A 24,326-nucleotide genomic window follows, 5' to 3' on the forward strand; every position below is an offset into this window, starting at 1 on the left:
GTGGAGCACGGGATTCGACGGTCCGCGGGGGTCGCCCCATCATCGGCCCGCGGGCCCGTTCCACCACCCGATCGGCGCTCCGAACTGGGGACGACTTAGGGGGTGACAGGGGTAGGACACCGGCAGGGTGCTCGGAAGACTTGGGCCGCTACGGCGAGCGAGGTCTACGCCGCGGATGAGGAGTCTCGCCGACGGATGGATGTGGTGACATGCTTCGGAGCGACCTGATCCAGCCGTTGTCCGATCTGATCGAGGCGCACGCCGCCAGGTCGGGGAACAAGGTCGCATTCCGCGACGACCGCCGGGCGGTCGGATACGCCGATCTGGCGGCGCGGACCCGTCGGCTGGCCGGTCACCTGGCGGCGGCCGGGGTCGCCCGGGGCGACCGGGTGGCCTTCTGCCTCGGCAACCGGGTGGAGACGGTGGAGACCTGGCTGGCCGTCACGCGGGCCGCCGCGGTCGGCGTGCCGGTGAATCCGCACAGCACCGACGCGGAACTGGCCCATCTGCTGGACGACTCCGGCGCGGTGCTGGTGGTCACCGACCCGCGTCACCTCGACCAGATGCTGCGGCTGCGTACCGGCCGGCCGGCCCTGCGGATCGTGGTCACCGGGGACGACCCGGTTCCGGACGGGGTCGTCGCCTGGCGCGACCTGGTCGACACCGAGCCGTCCGTGGGGGCCCGCGACGACCTGGGCCTCGACGAGGTGGCCTGGATGCTCTACACCTCCGGCACCACCGGCCGGCCCAAGGGTGTCCTTTCCACCCAGCGCACCTGCCTCTGGTCGGTCGCCGCCTGTTACGTGCCGATCCCCGGGCTCACCGCCGCCGACCGGGTGGTCTGGCCACTGCCGCTGTTCCACAGCCTCTCGCACATCGGGTGCGTGCTCAGCGTGACGGCGGTCGGGGCCACGGCCCGGCTCATCGACGGCTTCTCCGCCGACGACGTGCTGCGCGCGGTCGACGAGGACGAGGCCACAGTGCTCGCCGGTGTGCCGGCCATGTACCACCACCTGGTCACCGCCGCCCGGGAGACCGGCTTCCGCGCCCCGGCCCTGCGGGTCTGCCTGGTCGGCGGGGCGATCACCACCGGCGCGCTGCGGCGGGCGTTCGACGAGGTCTTCGACGCGCCGCTGCTCGACGCGTACGGCAGCACGGAGACCTGCGGCTCGATCGCCGTCACCCGGCCGGAGCAGCCCCGGGTCGAGGGCTCCTGCGGGCGCCCGGTGCCCGGCGTCGAGGTGCGCCTGGTCAGCCCGCAGACGGGTCTGGACGTGCCGACCGGCGCCGAGGGGGAGGTCTGGGTCAGCGGTCCGAGCGTCATGCTCGGCTACCACGGCCTGCCGGAGGTCACCGCCGCCGCCCTGCGCGACGGCTGGTACCGCACCGGCGACCTGGCCCGCCGCGACGCCGACGGCAACATCTTCGTCACCGGCCGCCACCAGGAGCTGATCATCCGGGGCGGGGAGAAGATCCACCCGGGCGAGGTGGAGGAGGCGCTGCGCGCGGTGCCCGGCGTCGCCGACGTGGCGGTGACCGGCCGGCCGCACGAGGTGCTCGGCGAGGTGCCGGTGGCGTTCGTGGTCCCGGGGCCGGAGGGCTTCGACCCCCGTGCCGGGTACGCGGCCTGCCGGGAGAGGCTCAGCTACCACAAGGTCCCCGAGGCGCTGTACGAGATCGGGCAGGTGCCCCGCACCGCGTCCGGCAAGGTCACCCGCCGGCTCCTGCTCGACGGGCCGGCCCGGCTGCGGGCGGTCAACGGCAGCCACCACGAGGCGCTCAGCCTGCTCGCCTGGCGACCGCTGGACCTGGCGGCCGTACCGCCGGTGGCGGCGCCCGTCCCGGCGGCCGCGCAGGACGCCGCCGCCCCGGCCCGCCGCTGGGCGCTCGTCGGCGCCGGGAGCGAACCGCTGGTGGAGCCGCTGCGCGCGGCGTCGCCGGGGGAGCGGTTCCGGGCCCACCGGGATCTGGCCACCCTGCGCGAGACTCCCGACGCGCCCGACGTGACGGTACTGCTGGCCGGGCCGGCCGACGCCGACGCGGCGGACCTCGCCGACCGGTTGCGTGGCTGGCTCGACGACGACCGCTTCGCCGGCACCCGGCTGATGCTGCTGACCGGCCCGGCCGGCGACGCGGCCAACGGCCCCGGCACGAGCGGTGCCGGCAGCGCGGGCGACGCCCCCGCGCAAGACGCCGCCGCAGGCGAGACCCCTGCGGGAGACGTCGCCGGGGGAGCCGCCGCCGGGGGCGACGCCGCCGGGTGGGCCGGGCCCGATACGGCGGCCGGCGCCGTCTGGGCGGTCGGGCGCAGCCTGCAGGCCGCGTACCCGGACCGGATCGTGCTGGTCGACCACGACGCCGCGGACCGCTCGCTCGCCCTGCTGCCCGCCGTCGTGGACGCCGGCGCCGCGCAGGTCGCCCTGCGGGCCGGGGCGGCCCGGCACGCGGCCCTCGTGCCCGCCCCGGCGACCGTGCCGGGACGGCCGGCGACCGTGGCCGACCCGGAGCGCCCCGTCCTGGTCACCGGCGCCGACGGACCGACCGGCGCCGCGCTGGCCCGGCACCTCGTCGCCGCGCACCGCGCCCGCCGGCTGCGGCTGCTGCACACTGGCGCGACGCCCGCCCCGGCCCTGGCGGACCTGGCCGCCGAACTCACCTCCGCCGGTGCGGAAGCCGTTCCGCTGCCCGCCGAGCGGGCGGGCGACGAGGCGTTCGGCGCCGTCTTCCTCTGCCCGTGCGACGACGACCTGGCCGACGCCGAGGCCGCAGCCCGGCTGCTCGGCCTCGCCGCGACGCTGGACGCCGCGAGCCGGCACCCGGGGGCCGCGTTCACCGTCCTCGCGCCGTCCGCCCTCCTGCTGGGCGCCGCGGGCCGGGAACGGGCCGCCTCGGCCGTCGGCGCCCTGCACGCCCTGGCCACCCGCCGCCGGGCCGCCGGTCACCCGGCCCGGCTCGTCGGCACGACCGGGCCCGCCGAGCGCGGGCCGGCGGCGACCGGACCCGCAGCGGGCACCGCGTCGGCGGCCGTCCGTGCCGACCTCGCCGCGTTCGACGTGGCCCACGACGGCGCCGACCTGGTCGTGCTCGCCCGCCCGGCGGGCCACGCCGACGCCGCGCACCCCGCCTGGCGCGGGCCCGTGGCCGAGCCCGGCGACGCCACGGACGACCGGGACGCCGCCGAGCTGCGCCGCCGGCTGGCCGGGCTCACCACCGCCGAGGGGGACCGGCTCCTGCTCGACCTGGTCCGCGCCGCCACCGCGCAGGTGGCCGGGCTGCCCGGCCCGGCCGCGGTCCGCCCCGGCCGCGCCTTCAAGGAACTCGGCTTCACCTCGGTCGCGGCGGTCGCGTTGCGCGACCGGCTGGCCCGGGCCACCGGGGTACGGCTCTCCGCCACGGCCGCGTTCGACCGGCCCAGCCCCCAGGCCCTCGCCCGGCACCTCGCCGCCCGGCTGCGCGGTGCCGCCGCGCAGGCCGCTCCCACGACGGACCCGGCGGTGGCGCCGTCCACCGGGGACGATCCGGTGGCCGTCGTCGCCATGGCCTGCCGGCTCCCCGGCGGCGTCGCCTCCCCCGAGGAGCTGTGGGAGCTGGTCGACCAGGGCCGGGAAGGGCTCACGGAGTTCCCCACGGACCGGGGCTGGGACCTGGCGAACCTGTTCTCCGACGACCCCGACCGCCCCGGCACCTCGTACGCCCGGGTGGGCGGCTTCCTCACCGGCGCCGCGGACTTCGACGCCACCCTGTTCGCGATCAGCCCGCGCGAGGCGCTCGCCATGGACCCGCAGCAGCGGCTGCTGCTGGAGACGTCCTGGGAACTGTTCGAGCGGGCCGGCATCGACCCCACCTCGCTGCGCGGCAGCGCCACGGGCGTCTTCACCGGCGTCATGCACCACGACTACGCCGCGAACCTGCGCCAGGCGCCGCCCGGCACCGAGGGCTACCTCGGCGTCGGCACCGCCGGCAGCGTCGTCTCCGGCCGGGTCGCGTACGCGCTGGGGCTGGAGGGGCCGGCTGTCACCGTCGACACGGCGTGCTCGTCGTCGCTGGTGGCGCTGCACCTTGCCGCCCAGGCCCTGCGCGCCGGGGACTGCTCGCTCGCCGTGGCCGGCGGCGTGGCGGTGATGGGCACCCCGCAGGCGTTCGTGGAGTTCAGCCGGCAGCGCGGGCTCGCCCCGGACGGCCGGTGCAAGGCGTTCGCCGACGGCGCCGACGGAACCGGCTGGTCCGAGGGCGTCGCCGTGCTGCTGCTGGAACGGCTCTCCGACGCCCGCCGGCACGGGCACCCCGTCCTCGCCGTGCTGCGCGGCTCCGCCGTCAACTCCGACGGCGCGTCCAACGGGCTGACCGCCCCCAACGGGCCCGCCCAGGAGCGGGTCATCCGCCGGGCGCTGGACGCGGCCGGGCTCTCCACCGCCGACGTGGACGCCGTCGAGGCGCACGGCACCGGCACGTCCCTCGGCGACCCGATCGAGGCGCAGGCGCTGCTCGCCACGTACGGGGTGGGCCGCGGTGACGCCGAACCGCTGCGGCTGGGCTCGCTGAAGTCCAACCTCGGCCACACCCAGGCCGCCGCCGGGGCCGCCGGGGTGATCAAGATGGTGCTCGCGATGCGGCACGGGACACTGCCGCGCACCCTGCACGTGGACGCCCCGACGTCCGAGGTGGACTGGTCCGCCGGCGCGGTCGAGGTGCTCACCGAGGCCCGCCCGTGGCCCGACGTACGCCGGCCCCGCCGGGCCGGCGTCTCGTCGTTCGGCATCAGCGGCACCAACGCCCACGTCATCGTCGAGGCCCCCGCCGATCCGCCGACCGCCGCCGGGGACGCCGCCCGGCAGTCGCCGCCCGCCACCGCTCGGCCGCCCGTACCGTGGCTGCTCGCGGCTGCCTCCGGCGAGGCGCTGCGTGACCAGGCGGCCCGCCTGCTGGCCTGGCTCGACGGGCCGGGGGCGCACGCCGACCCGGCCGACACCGGGCACGCCCTCGCCACCACCCGCGCCGCTCTCGAACACCGGGCCGTGGTGCTGGTGGGCGACGCGGAGTCCGCCCGGACCGGGCTCGGCGCGCTGGCCCGCGGCGGACCGGACCCGGACCTGCCGGGCGTGCTGACCGGCCGGGTCGTCGACGGCCGACTCGGCCTGCTCTTCGGTGGGCAGGGCGGCCAGCGCGCCGGCATGGGCCACGAGCTGCACGCGGCGTACCCCGTCTTCGCGGCCGCCTTCGACGCGGCCTGCGCCGAACTCGACCGCTGCCTCGCCGGCCACGCCCCGCTCCCCGTCGCGGACGTCGTCCTCGCGGCCGAGGGCACCGCACCGGCCGAACTGCTCGACGAGACCCTGTACACCCAGCCGGGCCTGTTCGCCTTCGAGGTGGCGCTCTACCGCCTCCTGGAGCACTGGGGGGTCCGCCCCGACGCGGTGCTCGGCCACTCCGTCGGCGAGCTTGCCGCCGCGCACGTGGCCGGGGTGTTCTCCCTCGCCGACGCGGCGGCGCTGGTCGCCGCCCGCGCCCGGCTGATGCAGCAGCTGCCCGCCGGGGGCGCGATGGTCGCCGTCGAGGCCGACGAGGCCGAGGTCGCCGCGCACCTGACCGACCGGGTGGGCCTCGCCGCCGTCAACGGCCCCACCAGCGTCGTCCTGTCCGGCGACACCGACGCGGTGCTGGCCGTCGCGGACACCCTGCGCGCGGCCGGGCGCCGCACCAGCCGGCTGCGGGTGTCGCACGCGTTCCACTCGCCGCGCATGGACCCGATGCTCGACGAGTTCCGCGCGGTCGCGGCCGGCCTCACGTACCGCACCCCGCACCTGCCGGTGGTGTCCAACCTGACCGGCCACCCCGTCGACCCGGCCCGGCTCTGCTCGCCCGAGCACTGGGTGGCGCACGTGCGGGGCACCGTCCGCTTCCACGACGGCGTACGGGCCCTGCACGGGCAGGGCGTCACCACCTTCCTGGAGATCGGCCCGGCCGGTGTGCTCACCGCGATGGCTCAGGACTGCCTCGTCGCCGAGGCCGACGAGCTGGCCTTCGTCCCCGCCGTACGGGGCACCGCGGGCGAGGCCGAGGCGCTGCTCGCCGCCGTGGCGCGGCTGCACGTGCGGGGCGTCGCGGTGGACCGTGCCGCCCTCGCCGGCCCCGGCCCGCACCGCCGCGTCGACCTGCCCACGTACGCCTTCCAGCGCCGGCACTACTGGCTGCCCGCTCCCACCGGCGCCGGCGGTCCCGTCGGCACCGGACTGGCCGACGCAGGGCATCCGCTGCTCGGCGGCCTGCTGGCGGTCGCCGGCACCGGGCAGGTGGTCTGCACCGGGCAGATCGCCACGGCCACCTCGCCGTGGCTGGCCGCGCCCGGCGACGGCACGGCGCCGCTGCTGCCCGCCACCGCCCTGCTGGACATGCTCACCCACCTCGGCGACCGGCTCGGCGCCCCGAGCGTGCGGCGGCTGCGCGTGCCCGAGCCGGTTCCGCTGCCCGCCGAGGCAACCCTCGAGGTGCAGATCGACGTGGGCGCGCCGGACGAGCACGGACGCCGGGTGGCGCACTGTCACGTCCGGGCCGGCGAGGGGCTGCCCTGGCGGGAGGTCGCCGAGGCCCTGCTCGCACCCGTCGACCCGGAGAGCGGCCGGGGCGCCCTCGCCCCCGCCTGGCCACCTGCCGGGGCCCGGCCGGTGGACCTGAGCGCCCCGCCGCACCGCGCGCCGGCCGGGGAGCTGGCCCGTGCCGCGTGGGTCGCCGCCGACCGGCTCTACGTCGACGTACGCCTGCCCGACGACGCCCGGGACCCGGACGCCGAGCGGTACGGCGTGCACCCGCTGGTGCTGGACGCGGCCCTGCGCCTGCTCCCGCTCGCCGGCTTCGCGTCGGTCGCCGACGCCGGGCCCACCGCCCGGCTGCTGCCCACCGAGTGGGCGGGCGTGCGCCGCCACGCCGTCGGGGCGCACGCGCTGCGCGTCTGCCTGGCCCCCGCCGGGGCGGACGCGGTGACGCTGAGCGCCGTCGACGACGCGGGCGGGCCCGTGCTCGACGCCGACCGGGTGGTGCTGCGGCCGGTGGACCTGCCGCCCGCCGACCCGCCGGCGCCGGCGGCCACCCCCGCCGGGCTGTACGCCGTCGACTGGCTGCCCGCCGCGTTCCCGGCGACCCCGGCGCCCTCCTGGACGCTCGCCGACGGCACGCCGCCGGACGGGCCGCTGCCGCCGCTGCTGGTGCTGCGGGTCGGCGACGGCGAGCCGGGCCGGCCGGTGCCCGACCGGGCGCACGCCGTCGGCCTCGCCGTGCTCGACGTGCTCCAGACCTGGCTGGCCGACCCCCGCGCGGAGACCACCCGCCTGGCCCTCGCCGTGCGCGACGGCGACCCGGTGCACGCCCCCGTGGCCGGGCTGCTCCGCGTCGCTCAGGCCGAGCAGCCCGACCGTTTCCTCCTGCTCAGCCTCGACACCACCGACGACGCCGCCATCCGTTCGGCGCTGGCCGCCGCCGACGACGAACCCGAGGTGGCCGTCCGCGACGGCCGCGCACTGCTGCCCCGCCTCCGCCCCGTCGAGCGGCCCCCGGCCGGCGCGCCGCTCGCGGCCCTGGCCGGCGGCACCGTGCTCCTCACCGGCGGCACCGGCGGGATCGGCCGGCACGTCGCCACCCACCTCGCCACCGCGCACGGCGTCACCGAACTGGTGCTGGTCAGCCGCAGCGGCCGGGCCGGCGACTGGACGACCGCGCTGACCGACGTCGGCGTCACGGTGCGGGTGGTCGCGGCCGACGTCGCCGACCGGGCGGCGCTCGCCGAGGTCATCGCCCCGCTGGCCGACCGGCTCGTCGCCGTCGTGCACGCCGCCGGGGCCACCGACGACGCCCTGCTCACCGACCTCGACCCGACCCGCTGGGCCCGGACCCTGCGCGCCAAGGTGCACGGCGCCTGGCACCTGCACGAGCTCACCGCCGGCCTCGACCTGGCCGCGTTCGTGCTCTTCTCCTCGGCCGCCGCCACCTTCGGCAGCCCCGGCCAGGGCAACTACGCGGCCGGCAACGCGTTCCTCGACGCGCTCGCCGCGCACCGCCGTGCCCAGGGCCGGCCGGCGAGCGCCCTGGCCTGGGGGCTGTGGGCCGCCGAGGACGGGATGGCCGGCCGGCTCAGCCCCGCCGACCTGGCCCGGCTCGCCCGCGGCGGCACCCGCCCCCTCGACACGGCCGCCGGGCTGGCGCTGTTCGACGCCGCCCTGCACGTGGACCGGCCGGCGCTCGTGCCGATCGGGCTCGACCTGGCCGCCGTACGGACCTCCGGCGAGGTGCCCGCCCTGCTGCGGGCGCTGCTGCCCCCGCCGCCCCGCCGGGCGGTCAACGCCGCCTCCGCGCCCGCCGCCGCGAAGGGCTTCGCCGACCGGCTGGCCGAACTCGCCGAGCCCGAGCGCGCCGAACTGCTGCTGGACCTCGTACGCGCCCGGTGCGCCACAGTGGTCGGGCACACCGGCCCCGAGCAGGTCGAGCCGCGCCGCCCGTTCAAGGACCTCGGCTTCGACTCGCTGATGGCCGTCGAGCTGAGCAACCGGCTCACCGCCGTCACCGGGGTCCGGCTCGCCCCGCACGCCGTGTTCAACCACCCCACCCCCGAGTTGCTCGCCGCGCACCTGCACGCCCGGCTGCTCGGCACCGCCGCCACCGAGGTCGCCGACGCGAGCACCGTCGCCCTGGACGAGCCGGTCGCCATCGTCGCGATGGCCTGCCGTTTCCCCGGCGGGATCGGTTCCCCGGAGGAGCTGTGGCGGCTGCTCGACGCGGGCGACGACGTCATCGGCGACCTGCCCGACGACCGGGGCTGGCCGCTGGCCGACCTCCACGACCCGGTGCCCGGCACGCCCGGCCGGACGTACGTGCGCTCCGGCGGGTTCCTCACCGGCATCGCCGATTTCGACGCCGAGTTCTTCGGCATCAGCCCCCGCGAGGCCCTCGCCATGGATCCGCAGCACCGGCTGCTGCTGGAGACCTCCTGGGAGGCGCTGGAACGCGGCGGCATCGACCCGGCCACCCTGCGGGGCAGCCGCACCGGCGTCTTCGCCGGCACCCACGGGCAGGACTACGCCGACCGGGTCGCCCCCGGTGTCGTCTCCGACGACGGCGAGGTCACCGCCGACGAGGGGCACCTGCTGACCGGCACCGCCGGCAGCGTCCTCTCCGGCCGGGTCGCGTACGCGCTCGGGCTGGAGGGGCCGGCTGTCACCGTCGACACCGCCTGCTCGGCGTCGCTGGTGGCGCTGCACCTGGCCGTCCAGGCGCTGCGCCAGGGCGACTGCGACCTGGCGCTGGCCGGTGGGGTGTCGGTGATGTCCACCCCGGCCGGGCTGACCGGCTTCAGCCGCCAGCGCGGTCTCGCCGCCGACGGGCGGTGCAAGGCGTTCGCCGAGGACGCCGACGGCTTCGGCATGTCCGAGGGCGTCGGGATGCTGGTGGTGGAGCGGCTCTCCGAGGCCCGCCGCCGGGGCCACCCCGTGCTGGCCGTCGTGCGCGGCTCGGCGGTCAACTCCGACGGCGCGTCGAACGGGCTGACCGCCCCGAACGGGCCGTCGCAGGAACGGGTCATCAAGGCCGCGCTCGCCGCCGCCGGGCTGAGTGCCGCCGACGTGGACGTGGTGGAGGCGCACGGCACCGGCACGTCGCTCGGCGACCCCATCGAGGCGGAGGCGATCCTCGCCACGTACGGGCAGCGCCCGGCCGGCGCCGCGCCGGTGCTGCTCGGCTCAGTCAAGTCCAACCTCGGGCACACCCAGGCCGCGGCCGGCGTCGCCGGCGTGCTCAAGATGGTCCTCGCCATGCGGCACGGGCGGCTGCCCCGCACCCTGCACGCCGAGCGCCGCAGCTCGCGGATCGACTGGGACTCGGGAGCGGTGCAGCTGCTCACCGAGGCCCGCCCGTGGCCGGCGGCGGACCGGCCGGTGCGCGCCGGCGTCTCGTCGTTCGGCATCAGCGGCACCAACGCCCACGTGATCGTCGAGTCGGTCGCCGAGGCGCCGCCGGAGGCCGCCGAATCCGAGCCGCCGCAGGAGCGCGCGCTGCCGTGGCTGCTGTCGGCGCGTACCCCGCAGGCGCTCGCCGGCCAGGCGCGGCGGCTGCGGGAGCACCTCGCCGCCCGCCCCTACCAGCGGCCCCTCGACGTGGCGTGGTCGCTGGCCACCAGCCGGGGCGCCTTCGACTCCCGAGCGGTGCTGGTAGCCGCGTCCGCGCAGCGGGTCGCCGACGCCCTCGACGCGCTCGTCGAGGGCCGGCCCGACCCGGCGGTCACGCGCGGCGAGGCGCGGCCCACCGGCCGGTGCGTCTTCGTCTTCCCCGGGCAGGGCTCCCAGTGGCTCGGCATGGGGTTGGACCTGCTCGACCAGGCCCCCGTGTTCGCCGAACGCATGGCGGCCTGCGACGCGGCGCTGCGGCCGTACCTGGACTGGTCGCTGCTGGACGTGCTGCGCCAGGCGCCGGGCGCGCCCGGCCTCGACGAGGTCGACGTCGTGCAGCCCGCCCTGTTCGCGATGATGGTGTCGCTGGCCGAGCTGTGGCGCTCGTACGGCGTGCAGCCGGCCGCCGTGGTCGGCCACTCCCAGGGCGAGATCGCCGCCGCCTGCGTCGCCGGGGTGCTCTCCCTGCCCGACGCCGCCCGGGTGGTGGCGCTGCGCAGCCGCGCGCTACGGGCTCTGGCCGGGCACGGGGCGATGGCCTCCGTCGCGCTGCCCGCCGACACGGTCCGCGACCGGATCGCCCGCTTCGGTGAGCGGATCTCGGTCGCCGCCGTGAACGGGCCGGTCGCCGTCGTGGTCTCCGGCGAGCCGGAGGCGGTCGAGGAACTGCTCGCCGAGCTGGCCGGCGAGCAGGCCCGGGTGCGGCGCATCGCCGTCGACTACGCCTCCCACTCCGCCCAGGTGGAACGCATCCGCGACGAGCTGGCCGAGGTGCTGGCCGGCATCGCCCCCGGCCCGGCCGCCGTGCCGCTGTTCTCCACCACCGACCTGCGCTGGCTCGACGGCGAGGAGATGGGGCCCGACTACTGGTACCGCAACCTGCGCCGGCCCGTCGAGCTGGAACGGGCGATCCGCGCGCTGGCCGCCGAGGGCCACGACACGTACGTCGAGTGCAGCCCCCACCCGGTGCTCACCGTCGGCGTGGAGGAGACCCTCGCCGACCACGACGGCGATGCCGTGGTGGTCGGCTCGGTGCAACGCGACCAGGGCGGCCGGGAGCGGTTCCTGCTCTCCCTGGCCCAGCTCCACGTGTCCGGGGTCGCGGTGGACTGGCGGCCCGCACTGGCCGGCGGCCGGCGCGTCGACCTGCCCACGTACGCGTTCGCCCACCGCCGCTACTGGCCCCGGGCGGTCTCCGGCCCCGGCGACGTCGGCGCCGCCGGTCTGGACGCCGCCGGTCATCCGCTGCTCGGCGCGTCGGTCGTGCTGGCCGAGACGAGGGGCCACCTGTTCACCGGGCGGCTGTCGGCCGACGCGCAGCCGTGGCTGGCCGACCACCGGGTCACCGGCAGCGCGCTGGTGCCCGGCACCGGCCTGGTGGAGTTCTGCCTGCGCGCCGGCGACGAGGTCGGCCACCCGTTCCTCGACGAGCTGGTCATCGAGGCCCCGCTGACCCTGCCCGCCGACGGCGCGACGCAGGTGCAGGTGGCGGTCGGCGCGGGCGCCGGCGACGGACGCCGGCCGGTGACCGTGCACTCCCGGCCCGCCGACGCGCCGGCGGGACAGCCGTGGACCCGGCACGCCAGCGCCACCCTCCGCGCCGACCAGCCCGCGGTGTCGCCGCAGCTCACCGCCTGGCCGCCGCCCGACACCCGGCCCGTCGACCTGACCGGCTTCTACGCCGGCCTGGAAGCCGACGGGTACGCGTACGGGCCGGCTTTCCAGGGCCTGCGCGCGGTGTGGACCGGCGGCGACGAGGTCTACGCCGAGGTGGAGCTGCCGGCGGCCCAGCGGGTCGACGCCGACCGGTACGGCCTGCACCCCGCCCTGTTCGACGCCGCCCTGCACGCCGCGCACTTCGGCGGTCTCGCCGGGGCCGGGGCCGGCCAGCTCCTGCTGCCGTTCGCCTGGAACGGCGTCAGCCTGCACGCCACCGGGGCCACCGCCCTGCGGGTACGGCTGACCCGGGTCGGGCCGCACGCCATCGCGCTGACCGTCGCCGATCCGACCGGCGCCCCGGTGGCCGAGGTGGCCGCCCTGACGATGCGCCCGATCTCCACCACCGAGCTGGCCGTCACCGACGACCGGGCCACCCGCGACGCCCTGTTCCGCGTCGACTGGACGCCGCTGCCGCCCGTCGAGACGGCCACCCCGGTTGACGCCGTGGCCGTCGCCCCCGGCCTGGACGGGTTCCCGCTGCACCACGGGCTGGACGGGCTCGCCGACGCGGTGGACGCCGGACTGGCCCTGCCCGGGGCGGTGCTCGTGCCGCTCGGCGCGCACCCCGCGCAGCCCACCCCCCGCGCGGCGCGCCACGCCGCCGTGCAGGCCCTCGACCTGGTCCGGCGCTGGCTCACCGAGCCCCGCTGGGCGGCGTCGCGGCTGCTGCTGGTGACCCGGGGCGCGGTGGCCGTGCACCACGCCGGCGAGGTGACCGACCCGGCCGCCGCGGCGGCGTGGGGCCTGGTGCGCTCCGCCCAGTCGGAGAACCCGGGCCAGATCGTCGTCGTCGACGTCGACGGCGACGGGATCGGCCCCGACGAGGTGGCCGCCCTCCTGGCGGCGGACGAGCCGCAGGCCGCGATCCGGGTCGGCGCGGCGTACGTGCCGCGGCTGGCGCGGGCCGGGTCGGCCGGCGAGCTGCCCGCACCGCCCGCCGCCGCGTGGCGGCTGGACGCGCCGGTGCGCGGCAGCCTGGAGAACCTCACCCTGGTCGCCACCGACGCCGCCGACGCCGCGCTCGGCCCCCGCGAGGTCCGGGTCCGCGTCCGCGCCGCCGGCCTCAACTTCCGCGACGTGCTCAACGCGCTCGGTCTCTACCCGGGCGACGCGGGCCCGCTCGGCGGCGAGGGCGCCGGCGAGGTCGTCGAGGTCGGCGCCGAGGTGACCGACCTGCGCCCCGGCGACCGCGTCTTCGGTGTCTTCGTGGGCTGCTTCGGACCCGTCGCGGTCACCGACCGCCGCCTGCTGGCCCCGATGCCGGCCGGCTGGTCGTACGTCGAGGCCGCGTCCGTGCCGGTGGTCTTCCTGACCGCGTACCACGGGCTGGTCAATCTGGCCGGGCTCACCCGGGGCGAGTCGGTGCTGGTGCACGCGGCGGCCGGCGGCGTCGGCATGGCCGCCGTGCAGCTCGCCCGCCACCTCGGGGCCGAGGTGTACGCCACCGCCAGCCCCGCCAAGTGGGACGCCCTGCGCGCGCTCGGTCTCGACGAGGAGCACCTGGCCTCGTCCCGGACCCTCGACTTCGAGACCCGCTTCACCGACGCCACCGGCGGCCGGGGCGTGGACGTCGTGCTGGACTCGCTGGCCCGCGAGTTCGTCGACGCCTCGCTGCGGCTGCTGCCGCGCGGCGGGCGGTTCGTCGAGATGGGCAAGACCGACATCCGCGACGCCGCCCGCGTCGCCGTCGACCATCCGGGGGTGGCCTACACCGCCTTTGACCTGACCCTGCAGGAGCCCGACGAGGTGCAGCGCATGCTGGTCGTTCTGCTGGGGCTCTTCGAACGGGGGACGCTCACCCCGCTGCCCACCCAGGTGTGGGACGTCCGCCAGGCGCCGGAGGCGTTCCGGCACGTCAGCCAGGCCCGGCACGTCGGCAAGGTGGTGCTCACCATGCCCCGGGCGTGGAACTCCGACGGCACGGTGCTGCTGACCGGCGGCACCGGGACCCTGGGCCGGCTGGTCGCCCGGCGGCTGGTCGAGACGCACGGCGTACGGCGGCTGCTGCTGGTCAGCCGCCGCGGCGAGCGGGCCCCCGGCGCGACCGAGGCGCTCGACGAACTGCGGGCCCTGGGGGCCGAGGCCACGGTGGTGGCGGCCGACGTGTCCGACCGCGACAACCTCGCCGGGGTGCTGGCGGCGGTACCGGAGCGGCACCCGTTGACCGCCGTCGTGCACCTCGCCGGGGTGCTCGACGACGGGGTGGTCACCGCCCTCACCCCGCAGCGCGTCGACACGGTCTTCGCGCCGAAGCTCGACGCCGCGTGGCACCTGCACGAGCTCACCCGCCACCTCGACCTCGCCGGGTTCGTGCTCTTCTCCTCCGGCGCCGGAGTCTTCGGCGTCCCCGGTCAGGCCAACTACGCGGCGGCCAACGCGTTCCTCGACGCGCTCGCCCTGGCCCGCCGTGCGCAGGGGCTGCCGGGCCGGTCGTTCGCCTGGGGGCTGTGGGAGCAGGCCAGCGAGATGACCGCCAAGCTGGACCGGACCGATCCCCGGATCACCGCCCGTGACGGGCAGCTCGCCATCCCGTCCGAGCTGGGGATGGCCCTGTTCGACGCGGGCCTGCGGCTGGCCGAGCCGGTGCTGGTGCCGACGAGGATCGACGTCGCCGCGCTCGGCGAGCGGGCCGAGCGGCCCCCGGCGCTGCTGCGCGGGCTGCTGCGCCGGGAGCGGCCGACGGCGCGGGCGGCCACCCCGGCCGGCGGCGGGCGCACGCTCGCCGACGAGCTGGCGGCGCTGGACGGGCCCGAGCGCCACACCCTCGTGGTCGACCTGGTACGCGAGCAGGCGGCGAGCGTGCTCGGGCACGGCAGCCGGGTGGCGGTGGCCCCGGGCCGGGCGTTCAGCCAGATCGGCTTCGACTCGCTGACCGCCGTCGAGCTGCGCAACCGGCTGACCACGGCCACCGGCCTGCGCCTGCCGGCCACGCTGATCTTCGACTACCCGGATCCGAACGAGCTGGCCACGTACCTGGTGTCCGAGCTGGCGCCGGACACCGGACCGGCGGCCCCGCCGGTCCTCGCGGACCTGGAGAACCTGGAGCGCTCGCTGACCGAGGCCACTGTGGAACCGGAGCTGCACGACCAGATCGGGTCGCGCCTGGAGGTGCTGATCGCCAAGTGGCGGACGATGCGCGCCGGCACGGGCGGCGATCCCGACCTCGATCTCGAACTGGCCAGCGACGACGACCTGTTCGACCTCATCGACTCCGAACTCGGCATCTGATGGCCGTCCGGCCGCCCCGCCCGCCGCAAGCCGACCCCGTGTCCGACCGACCCCTGAGGAACCGATACCGATGCTGACGACCGACGTCCTGATCGTGGGCTACGGCCCCGTCGGTGAGATGCTCACGATCCTGCTGGCGCAGCGAGGGCTCACCGTCACGGCGGTCGAGCGGTGGGCCACTCCCTACAACTTCCCCCGCGCGGTGTCGTACGACGGGGAGGCGAGCCGTGTCCTGGCCGCCGCCGGCGTCGCCGACCGCCTCGGGCCGGTGGTGGAGTCGTCCGGCGAGTACACCTTCAAGAACGGCTTCGGCCGGACCCTGCTGCACGTCAAGGTCACCGGCGACGGCCCGATGGGCTGGCCCGACTCGGTCTCGTTCTACCAGCCGGGACTGGAGGCGCTGCTCGCCGAGCGGGGCGCGGAGCTGCCGGGTGTCACGGTGCTGCGCCCGTACCAGGTGACGGGCCTGGTCGAGCACGACGACCGGGTCGAGGTGACCATCGCCGGCCCGGACGGCGAGGAGGTCCGCGCGGCCCGCTGGGTCATCGGCTGCGACGGGGCCAACAGCTTCGTGCGGGAGCACCTGGGCAGCGGCGTCACCGACCTCGGCTTCACGTACGACTGGCTGGTCTGCGACGTGGTCCCGCACGAGGCCCGCGAGTTCAAGCCGAACAACCTGCAGGTCTGCGACCCGGCGCGGCCCCGCACGGCCGTGTCGGCCGGCCCGGGGCACCGGCGGTGGGAGTTCATGCGGGTGCCGGGGGAGAGCCGCGAGGAGTTCGAGAGCGCCGCCAACGTGTGGCGGCTGCTCGGCCTCTTCGACATCACCCCCGACAACGCCACCCTGGAGCGGTACGGCGTCTACACCACCCAGGCATGCTCGGCCGGGCGCTGGCGTTCCGGGCGGATCCTGCTCGCCGGCGACGCGGCGCACGTGATGCCGCCGTTCATGGGGCAGGGGATGAGTTCGGGCTTCCGCGACGCACTCAACCTCGCCTGGAAGCTCGACCTGGTGCACCGCGGCCTCGCCGACGAGGCCCTGCTGGACACCTACCAGGAGGAGCGCTGCGCGCACGTGCAGCACGCCATCCGGATGTCCATGGACTCGGGCACGGTGATCTGCGAGACCGACCGCGCCGCCGCGGCCGGCCGCGACGCCGCGATGCTCGCCGAGCTGCGCCGGCGTACCGCCCGCCCGCGCACCCGGTCCCTGCTGGAGCCCCTGTCCGGCGGGATCCTGCACAGCGGCTGCGAGGCCGCCGGCGCCCCGATGCCGCAGGGCCGCGTCGAGGTCGACGGCCGCGCCGGGCTCTTCGACGAGGTCGTCGGCACCGGCTTCGTCCTGCTCTGCGCCGAGGACCCCGACGACCTGCTCGACGCCGACGCCCGGGCCTTCCTGGACACGCTCGGCACGCGGGTCGTCCGGATCGTTCCCGCCGGCGCGCCCGTACCCGGATCCGGCGCCGCGCCGACGGCCTTCGACCTCGACGACGTGTACCTGCCCCACCTCAAGCGGTACGACGCGGTGGCGGTGCTCGTCCGGCCCGACTTCTACGTCTTCGGCGCCGCCGCCGACCCGGCCGTCGTGCCCGCGCTCGTCGAGGATCTGCGCCGGCAGATCCGGCGCGGCTGATCGGCATCCACCCACCGGAAGGAACCGACATGTTCGAGAACCTGAAGATCGCCGGCCGGGCGATCCGCACGGTCTTCACCGCCGACCCCATCACCCGGGTCCGGCGCTTCTACGAGATCCAGTCACCCGACGTGGAGTTCGCGGCCCGCCGTACCCACTACATGAACGTGGGCTACTGGTCCGACGGGGTCACCGACATCGACACGGCCGCCGACGCGCTGGCCGACAAGCTGGCCGACGCCGCCGGGCTCAAGCCCGACGACACCGTGCTCGACGTCGGCTTCGGCTACGGGGACCAGGACTTCAAGTGGCTGCGGGAGCGCCAGGTCGCCAAGGTGTACGGCCTGAACATCACCCCGCACCACGTCGAGGCGGCACAGCGCCGGGCGCAGGAGGAGGGGCTCGCCGACCGGACCGACTTCCGGCTCGGCAGCGCCACCGAACTGCCCTTCGAGGACAACACCTTCGACCGGGTCGTCGCCCTGGAGTCCGCCTTCCACTTCTACCCGCGCAGCGCGTTCTTCGCCGAGGCGCTGCGGGTGCTGCGCCCGGGCGGCGTGCTCGCCACGGCCGACATCATCCCGGTCAGCGGCGACGTCGTCCGCGCCGCCATCCAGTCCGGCCCGCTGAGTTTCGTCAAGTTCAGCATCCCGAAGGAGAACTGGCACGACCGGGACACGTACCGGCAGCAGTTGGTCGAGGCCGGCTTCGCCAACCCGGAGGTCCGCTCGATCAAGGAGCAGACCTGGGAGGGCTGGCGGGCGTACATGGCCGAGCGGACCAACGACCCCGCGTTCCGGGCCGTCGTCAAGCCGGCCGTCCGCAAGAGCATGGCGGCCCACTGGAAGAACCAGGACCTCATGAAGCGTGAGCTGGCGCAGATGGACTACGTGATCGCGGTCGGCCACAAGCGGTGACACCGCGCACGGACGAGGGGCCCGCCGACCGGTCGTGACGACCGGCGGACGGGCCCCTCGTCCGGTGGGATCAGACCGCCGGCGCCGCGCTCAGTGCCGTCGAGATGGCCCGCAGGATCGCCGGCTGGTGCTCGGCGAGGAAGAAGTGCCCGCCCGGGTAGACCTTCAGGTCGAACGCCGCGGTGGTGTGGTCCGACCACGCCCGGGCCTCCTCGACAGTCGTCTTCGGGTCGTCGTCACCGGTGAGGACGGTGATCGGGCAGCTCAGCGGCGGCCCCGGCCGGTAGGTGTACCGTTCGGCGGCCCGGTAGTCGTTGCGGATCGCCGGCAACGCGGCGCGCAGCATCTCCGGATCCCCGAGGACGGCGGAGTTGGTGCCGCTCAGCTTCCGGACGTCGGCCAGCAGCCCCTCGTCGTCGAGCAGGTGCACCGTCTCGTGCCGTGACTTCGACGGCGCCCGGCGCCCGGAGGCGAACAGGTGCGCGACGCTGCCGCCGTCCTGCTCGATGAGCCGGGCGAGTTCGAAGCCGAGGCTGGCCCCCATGCTGTGCCCGAAGATGGCCAGCGGCTCGTCCCGCCAGGGCCGCAGCACGGTGAACACCTCGCGCGCGAGGTCGTGGATGTCGCCGATGCACTTCTCGTGGCGCCGGTCCTGCCGTCCCGGGTACTGGATCGACAGCACCTCCACGGCGGGGGAGAGAGCGCGGGACACCGGGAAGTAGAAGCTTGCCGACCCGCCGGCGTGGGGCAGGCACACCAACCGCCTCGCGCCGCCCGGAGCGGGGTGGAAGCGTCGCACCCACAAGCCGTTGTCGGTATCTGGCGTCGTCATCCTCTGGTGGTCCTTCCGGCGGCTGCGGTTGCCGACCGGATCGGCGCGGACCCGGTCGAGGCGACGCTAGTGCGACGGGTCGGGACCGGACACCCCTAGCTGGTCGGTTGCCTGGTTAGGGGTTGTCCGCGCTCGCGCGCAACCAATAACTTCTCCCGGCAGATGGGGATCTGCGTGGCTCTCGGCCGAGCGAGCCGAACGACAGATACAGGTGTCGCCTGAGACTTCTGCGCATTCGTACCGTCGCTTACGTCGAGTCTCCGCCGTGAATCGCGATGGGCTGGGTTGATGGACACCGAAGAGAAGCTCCGGGAGTACCTGAAGAGAGTCACCGCCGACCTGCGGCGGACCCGGCAACGGCTCCGGGACGTCGAGGCCGACGCGCAGCAGCCCATCGCGATCGTCGGCATCGGCTGCCGGTTCCCCGGCGGGGTGCGCACCGCCGAGGAACTGTGGGATCTCGTCGCGTCCGGCGGTGACGCGATCGCCTCCTTCCCCACCGACCGCGGCTGGGATCTCGACGCGCTCTACGACCCGGAGCGGTCCCGGCCGGGCACCTCCTCGGTCCGGGAGGGCGGATTCGTGGCCGACGCCGCCGAGTTCGACCCTCGGCTGTTCGGGGTCTCGCCGCGCGAGGCCCTCGCCATGGACCCGCAGCAGCGGCTGCTGCTGCAGACCTCGTGGGAGGCCGTCGAGACGGCGGGGATCGACCCCACAAGCCTGAAGGGCGCCCGGGTCGGGGTCTTCGCCGGCATGACCCACAGCGGGTACGCCCACCCGCCGGAGACCCCGCCGGCGGGCGTGGAGGACTACCTCGGCCTCGGCAACGCGGGCAGCATCGCCTCGGGCCGGGTGGCGTACTCGTTCGGGTTCGAGGGGCCGGCGGTGACTGTGGACACGGCGTGTTCGTCGTCGCTTGTGGCGTTGCACCTGGCGGTGCAGGCGCTGCGGTCGGGGGAGTGCGATCTCGCGCTGGCCGGTGGCGTGACGGTGATGCCCACTCCCGCGGTGTTCGTCGACTTCACCCGGCAGGGCAACCTGTCCCCGGTGGCCCGGTGCCGGGCGTTCGCCGACGCGGCGGACGGCACGGCGCTCGCCGAGGGCGTCGGTGTGCTGCTGGTGCAGCGCTTGTCGGACGCGCGACGCGACGGGCGTCGGGTGCTGGCGGTGGTGCGGGGTTCGGCGGTGAACCAGGACGGTGCGTCGAATGGTTTGACGGCGCCGAACGGCCCCTCCCAGCAGCGGGTCATCCGGCAGGCGCTCGCCAACGCCCGGCTGGGCGTCGCCGACGTGGACGTGGTGGAGGCGCACGGTACGGGTACGACGTTGGGTGATCCGATCGAGGCACAGGCTTTGCTGGCGACGTACGGGCAGGGCCGGGATGTGCCGCTGTTGCTCGGGTCGGTGAAGTCGAACATCGGTCACACGCAGGCCGCTGCGGGGGTGGCGGGCATCATCAAGATGATCTCGGCGATGCGGCACGGGACCGTGCCGGCGACGCTGCACGTGGATGTGCCGTCGTCGCATGTGGATTGGTCGTCGGGTGCGGTGGAGCTGGTGACCCAGGCGCGCGAGTGGCCGGGCGTCGAGCGCCCTCGGCGGGCGGGTGTGTCGTCGTTCGGCATCTCGGGGACCAATGCGCACGTGGTCCTGGAACAGCCGGAGGCCGAAGCCGATCCCGAGCCCGTCGCGGTGCCGGTGGGTGTGCCGGTGCCGTGGGTGGTGTCGGGGCGTTCGGAGCGTGCTCTGGTGGGGCAGGCGTCGAGGTTGGCGTCGTTCGTGCCTGGGTCTGGCGTGTCGTCGTGGGATGTGTCGTGGTCGTTGGTGAGGTCGCGGGCGGCGTTGGAGCACCGCGCGGTGGTGTGGGGCTCGGACGTGGACGAGCTGGTGGCCGGGCTGTCGGCTGTTGCCGAGGGCCGGTCGGTGGTGTCGGGTGTGGTGTCGGCGGGTCGTCGGGCGGTGTTGTTCACCGGTCAGGGTTCGCAGCGTGTGGGTATGGGCCGGGAGCTATACGAGACGTTCCCGGTGTTCGCGCAGGCCTTCGACGGGGTGTGTGCGGGGTTTGAGGGTTTGTTGCCGCGTGCGTTGCGGGATGTGGTGTTCGCGCAGGCGGGGTCGGATGAGGCTGCCCTGGTGGATCAGACCGTCTTTGCCCAGGCGGGGTTGTTCGCTGTTGAGGTGGCGTTGTGGGAGTTGCTCGCGTCGTGGGGTGTGCGGGCTGATTTCCTGGCGGGTCATTCGATCGGTGAGGTGACGGCCGCGTACGTGTCGGGGATGTTGTCCCTGAGGGACGCGTGCACGTTGGTGGCGGCGCGGGGCCGGTTGATGCAGGCTCTGCCGTCGGGTGGGGTGATGGCGGCGGTGGGCGCGGCGGAGGAGGCTGTCGCCGAGCTGATCGCGTCGTCGGGTGTGGACGTGGCGGCGGTGAACGGTCCGGCGTCGGTGGTGGTGTCGGGTGCCGCCGGCGAGGTCGCTTCGGTGGTGGCGGCCTGCCGTGAGCGGGGTTGGCGGGTCAAGGAACTGGCGGTCAGTCACGCGTTCCATTCGCGGTTGATGGATCCGATGCTGGACGAGTTCGCGTCGGTGGTGGCGGGGCTGGACTGGCAGCCGCCGCGGGTGCCGATCGTGTCGAACGTGACCGGCGCGGTCGCGGACGCGGCGGAGCTGACCGACCCGGGCTACTGGGTGCGGCACGTACGCCAGCCGGTACGGTTCGCCGACGCGGTGCGCACCCTCCACCAGCAGGACGTCACCCAGTTCCTGGAGGTCGGCCCCGACGCCGTACTCACCGCCATGGCGCAGGACTGCGTCGAGGCGGCCGGCGAGGTCCGGTTCACCGCCACGATGCGCGCCGGGCACTCCGAGGCCGACACGCTGCGCACCGCCCTCGCCGAGTGGTACGTCACCGGCGGCCACGTCGACTGGACCGGATACCTCGCCGCCCTCGACGGGGCCGGCCCCGAGCGGGCAGCCGAGGCACGCCCCCGCGCCATCGCCCTGCCCACGTACGCCTTCGACCAGCAGCGCTACTGGCTCAACGCCAGCGCGGGGGTCGAGACGGCGCCCGGGCTCGGTGTCCGCCCCGTCGACCACGCGCTGCTCGGCGCCGCCGTACGCGTCGCCGACGACGACGTACGGGTGTTCGGCACCGAACTCTCCGTACTGACACACCCGTGGCTCGCCGAACACGTCGTCTGGGACTCGGTGGTGGTGCCCGGCGCCGCCCTGGTCGAGATGGTCCTGCACGCGGGCGCGCAGGTCGGCTGCGACACCCTCGACGAGCTGACCCTCCAGGCCCCGCTGGCGCTCGCCGAGGACGGCACCCGGGCGGTGCAGGTGAAACTGGGCGCGGCGGACGAGGACGGTCGCCGGACGGTCGCCATCCACTCCCGCGCCGCCGCCGACCCGGACGGCGAGTGGGACCGCCACGCGGCGGGCGTCCTCGCCCCCGCCGTACCGCAGCCCGACCGGTCCGATCCGGCGCCGTGGCCGCCCAGCGCCGCCACCGCCGTCGCGGTCGACGGGATCTACACCGAGCTGTCCCGTCTGGGCGTCGAATACGGCACCCTCTTCCGTGGCCTGCGCGCCGTCTGGCGCACCGGCGACGAGGTGTGCGCCGAGGTGGCGGTGCCCGACGGCGCCGAGGTCGCCGGCTTCGGCCTGCATCCCGCCCTGCTGGACGCTGCGCTGCACGTCGTCGGCCTGCTCGACTCCGACGCGGATGATGCCTCCGGCGTACGCCTGCCCTTCGCCTGGACCGGCGTCACCCTCTCGGCGGTCGGCGCGACCGCGCTGCGGGTACGCGCCCGGCGCAGCGGCGGCGGCGTGGCCCTGACCCTGACCGACCCGGCCGGCGCCCCCGTCGCCCGGATCGACTCCCTGGTCTCCCGCCCCGTCACCGCCGACCAGGTGCGCGGCGGTGACTCCGCAGCCGACCCGCTGTACGCCGTCAACTGGCAGAGCGTGCGGCCGGGTACCCCGGCGACCGTCCGGGTGGTGCTCCTCGGCGACGCGCCGTCCGACCTGTCCGAGATCGCCAGGTACAGGCTCGCCGAGCTGGCGGAGGCGGTCGACTCCGGCCGGATCGACCCGGAACTGGTGCTGCTCGCCGCGTACACCGACGACGAGGACGCCCCGGTTCCCGCCGCGACGCGGAGCCGGCTCACGGCGGTGCTGGCCGCCGTCCAGGGCTGGCTCGCCGACGACCGGCTGGCACAGCGGCGGCTGGTCGTGCTGACCCGCGGGGCCGTCGCCGCCGGCGACACCTGTCGTACGGGCGACCTGCCCGGCGCGGCGGTCTGGGGCCTGCTGCGCTCGGCCCAGGCGGAGCACCCCGACCGCTTCGTGCTCGTGGACCTCGACGAGGCGCGGCAGCCGGAGTCCTGCACCGTGGACCTGGTGGCCCGTGCGGTCGCCACCGGCGAACCCCAACTGGCGGTCCGGGACGAGCAGGTGCTGGCGCCCCGGCTCGCGCCAGCCGTCCTCGACCCGGCGCCGGCCGCCGCCCTCGACCCCGACGGGACGGTCCTGGTCACCGGGGCCACCGGCGCCCTCGGCGGTCTGCTGGCCCGGCACCTGGTCAGTACGCACAAGGTGCGCCACCTGCTGCTGGTCAGCCGCCGCGGAACCGACGCCCCCGGCGCGGCGGAGCTGCTCGCCGAGCTGACCGCGCTGGGTGCGCAGGCCCGCCTGGTCGCCGCCGACGTGGCGGACCGGGACCGCCTGGCCGCGGTGCTGGCCGACGTTCCCGCCGAGCACCCGCTCACCGGCGTGGTGCACGCCGCCGGCGTCCTCGACGACACGGTGATCTCGGCGCTGACCCCCGGCCGGCTGTCAGCCGTTCTCTCCGCCAAGGCCGACGCCGCCTGGCACCTGCACGAGCTGACCCGATCGCGGCCGCTGGCGATGTTCGTCCTCTTCTCGTCGGTCGCCGGTGTCCTCGGCGGCCCGGGGCAGGGCAATTACGCCGCCGCGAACGCGTTCCTCGACGGCCTCGCCGGGCACCGGCACGCCTGCGGCCTCGCCGCCACGTCCCTGTCCTGGGGCCTCTGGGCCGCGGACAGCGGGATGACGGGCGCACTCGACGCCGCACAGCGGCAGCGGATGAGCCGCAACGGCCTCAGCCCGCTCGGCACCGGCCAGGCGTTGCGCCTCTTCGACGCCGGCCTGCACGGTGGACGCCCCCACCTGGTGCCGGCGCTGCTCGACCTCGCCGCGCTGCGCCGCCAGGCCGACGCCGGCCAGCTCCCGGCGCCGCTGCGCGGCCTGGTCCGGGCCCGGCGGCGCGTCGTCGACGGCGGCGGCGACGGCGGCCCGTCCTTCGCGCAGCGCCTCGCCGGCACGCCCGAGGCCGAACGCGGCCGGCTGGTGGAGGACCTGGTCAAGGCGCAGGTCATCGAGGTGCTCGGCTACCCGCCGGCCACCGTCGTGCCGTCCGGGCAGACGTTCACCGGCCTCGGCTTCGACTCGCTGACAGCCGTGGAGCTGCGCAACCGGCTGACCGCCCTCACCGGCATCCGGCTGCCGGCGAGCCTCATCTTCGACTGCCCCACGCCCGCCGCCCTCGCCGACTTCCTGCTGGTCGACGCCGCCCCGCCGAAGCCCGAACCGGGCCTGCTCGCCGAGCTGGACCGGCTGGAGGCCGCGTTCGCCGCGACCGCGCCGGAGGAACTGGAGCGGCTGGCCGCCGACGACGAGACGCGTACCGCCGTGGCGGTCCGCCTCCGGGCGCTGGTCACCCGGTGGAGCGACACCACCGACCGGCCCGACGACGTCGGCCAGGCCCTCGACGACGCCTCGGACGACGAGCTGTTCGACTTCATCGACCAGAAGTTCGGCCGATCCTGACC

The 24,326-nt window shown here is 76.1% G+C and carries 5 protein-coding genes; 4 read left to right on the forward strand and 1 reads right to left on the reverse strand.

Annotated elements, in window-relative coordinates; all coding sequences use genetic code 11:
• Nucleotides 1-209 precede the first annotated feature (209 nt).
• The 3 genes from A4R25_RS02285 to A4R25_RS02295 all read left to right on the forward strand — a co-directional run bounded on the left by A4R25_RS02285 (nt 210) and on the right by A4R25_RS02295 (nt 17,645).
• Nucleotides 210-15,095, forward strand: a complete 14,886-nt coding sequence (locus tag A4R25_RS02285; protein ID WP_064445421.1) for a type I polyketide synthase — start codon at nt 210-212, stop codon at nt 15,093-15,095.
• A 70-nt stretch (nt 15,096-15,165) separates the two neighbouring features.
• A complete protein-coding gene (locus A4R25_RS02290; protein ID WP_064445422.1) occupies nt 15,166-16,728 on the forward strand; it encodes a bifunctional 3-(3-hydroxy-phenyl)propionate/3-hydroxycinnamic acid hydroxylase in 1,563 nt (520 codons plus the stop codon).
• Nucleotides 16,729-16,757: 29 nt separating this feature from the next.
• Nucleotides 16,758-17,645: a class I SAM-dependent methyltransferase gene (locus tag A4R25_RS02295; protein ID WP_043329884.1), complete on the forward strand. Its 888-nt coding sequence runs from the start codon at nt 16,758-16,760 to the stop codon at nt 17,643-17,645.
• Nucleotides 17,646-17,715: 70 nt separating this feature from the next.
• Here A4R25_RS02295 and A4R25_RS02300 read toward each other — a convergent pair whose 3' ends face one another.
• Nucleotides 17,716-18,477 carry a thioesterase II family protein gene (locus tag A4R25_RS02300; protein ID WP_043329886.1) on the reverse strand — a complete coding sequence of 254 codons (762 nt, stop codon included), beginning with the start codon at nt 18,475-18,477 and terminating at the stop codon, nt 17,716-17,718.
• A gap of 285 nt (nt 18,478-18,762) precedes the next feature.
• Here A4R25_RS02300 and A4R25_RS02305 point away from each other — a divergent pair, with 285 nt between their 5' ends.
• Nucleotides 18,763-24,324, forward strand: coding sequence for a type I polyketide synthase (locus A4R25_RS02305; RefSeq protein WP_064445423.1), 5,562 nt, complete (start codon nt 18,763-18,765; stop codon nt 24,322-24,324).
• Nucleotides 24,325-24,326 lie beyond the last annotated feature (2 nt).

The organism is Micromonospora sp. NBRC 110037, from assembly GCF_001652995.1.
In the GTDB taxonomy this organism is placed as follows: Bacteria; Actinomycetota; Actinomycetes; order Mycobacteriales; family Micromonosporaceae; genus Micromonospora; species Micromonospora chalcea.

What these genes read in the sequence shown, in the direction of transcription:
- A4R25_RS02285 (WP_064445421.1), top strand. Translation starts at nt 210, where the DNA reads ATGCTTCGGAGCGACCTGATCCAGCCGTTGTCCGATCTGATCGAGGCG.
- A4R25_RS02290 (WP_064445422.1), top strand. Translation starts at nt 15,166, where the DNA reads ATGCTGACGACCGACGTCCTGATCGTGGGCTACGGCCCCGTCGGTGAG.
- A4R25_RS02295 (WP_043329884.1), top strand. Translation starts at nt 16,758, where the DNA reads ATGTTCGAGAACCTGAAGATCGCCGGCCGGGCGATCCGCACGGTCTTC.
- A4R25_RS02300 (WP_043329886.1), bottom strand. Translation starts at nt 18,477, where the DNA reads ATGACGACGCCAGATACCGACAACGGCTTGTGGGTGCGACGCTTCCAC.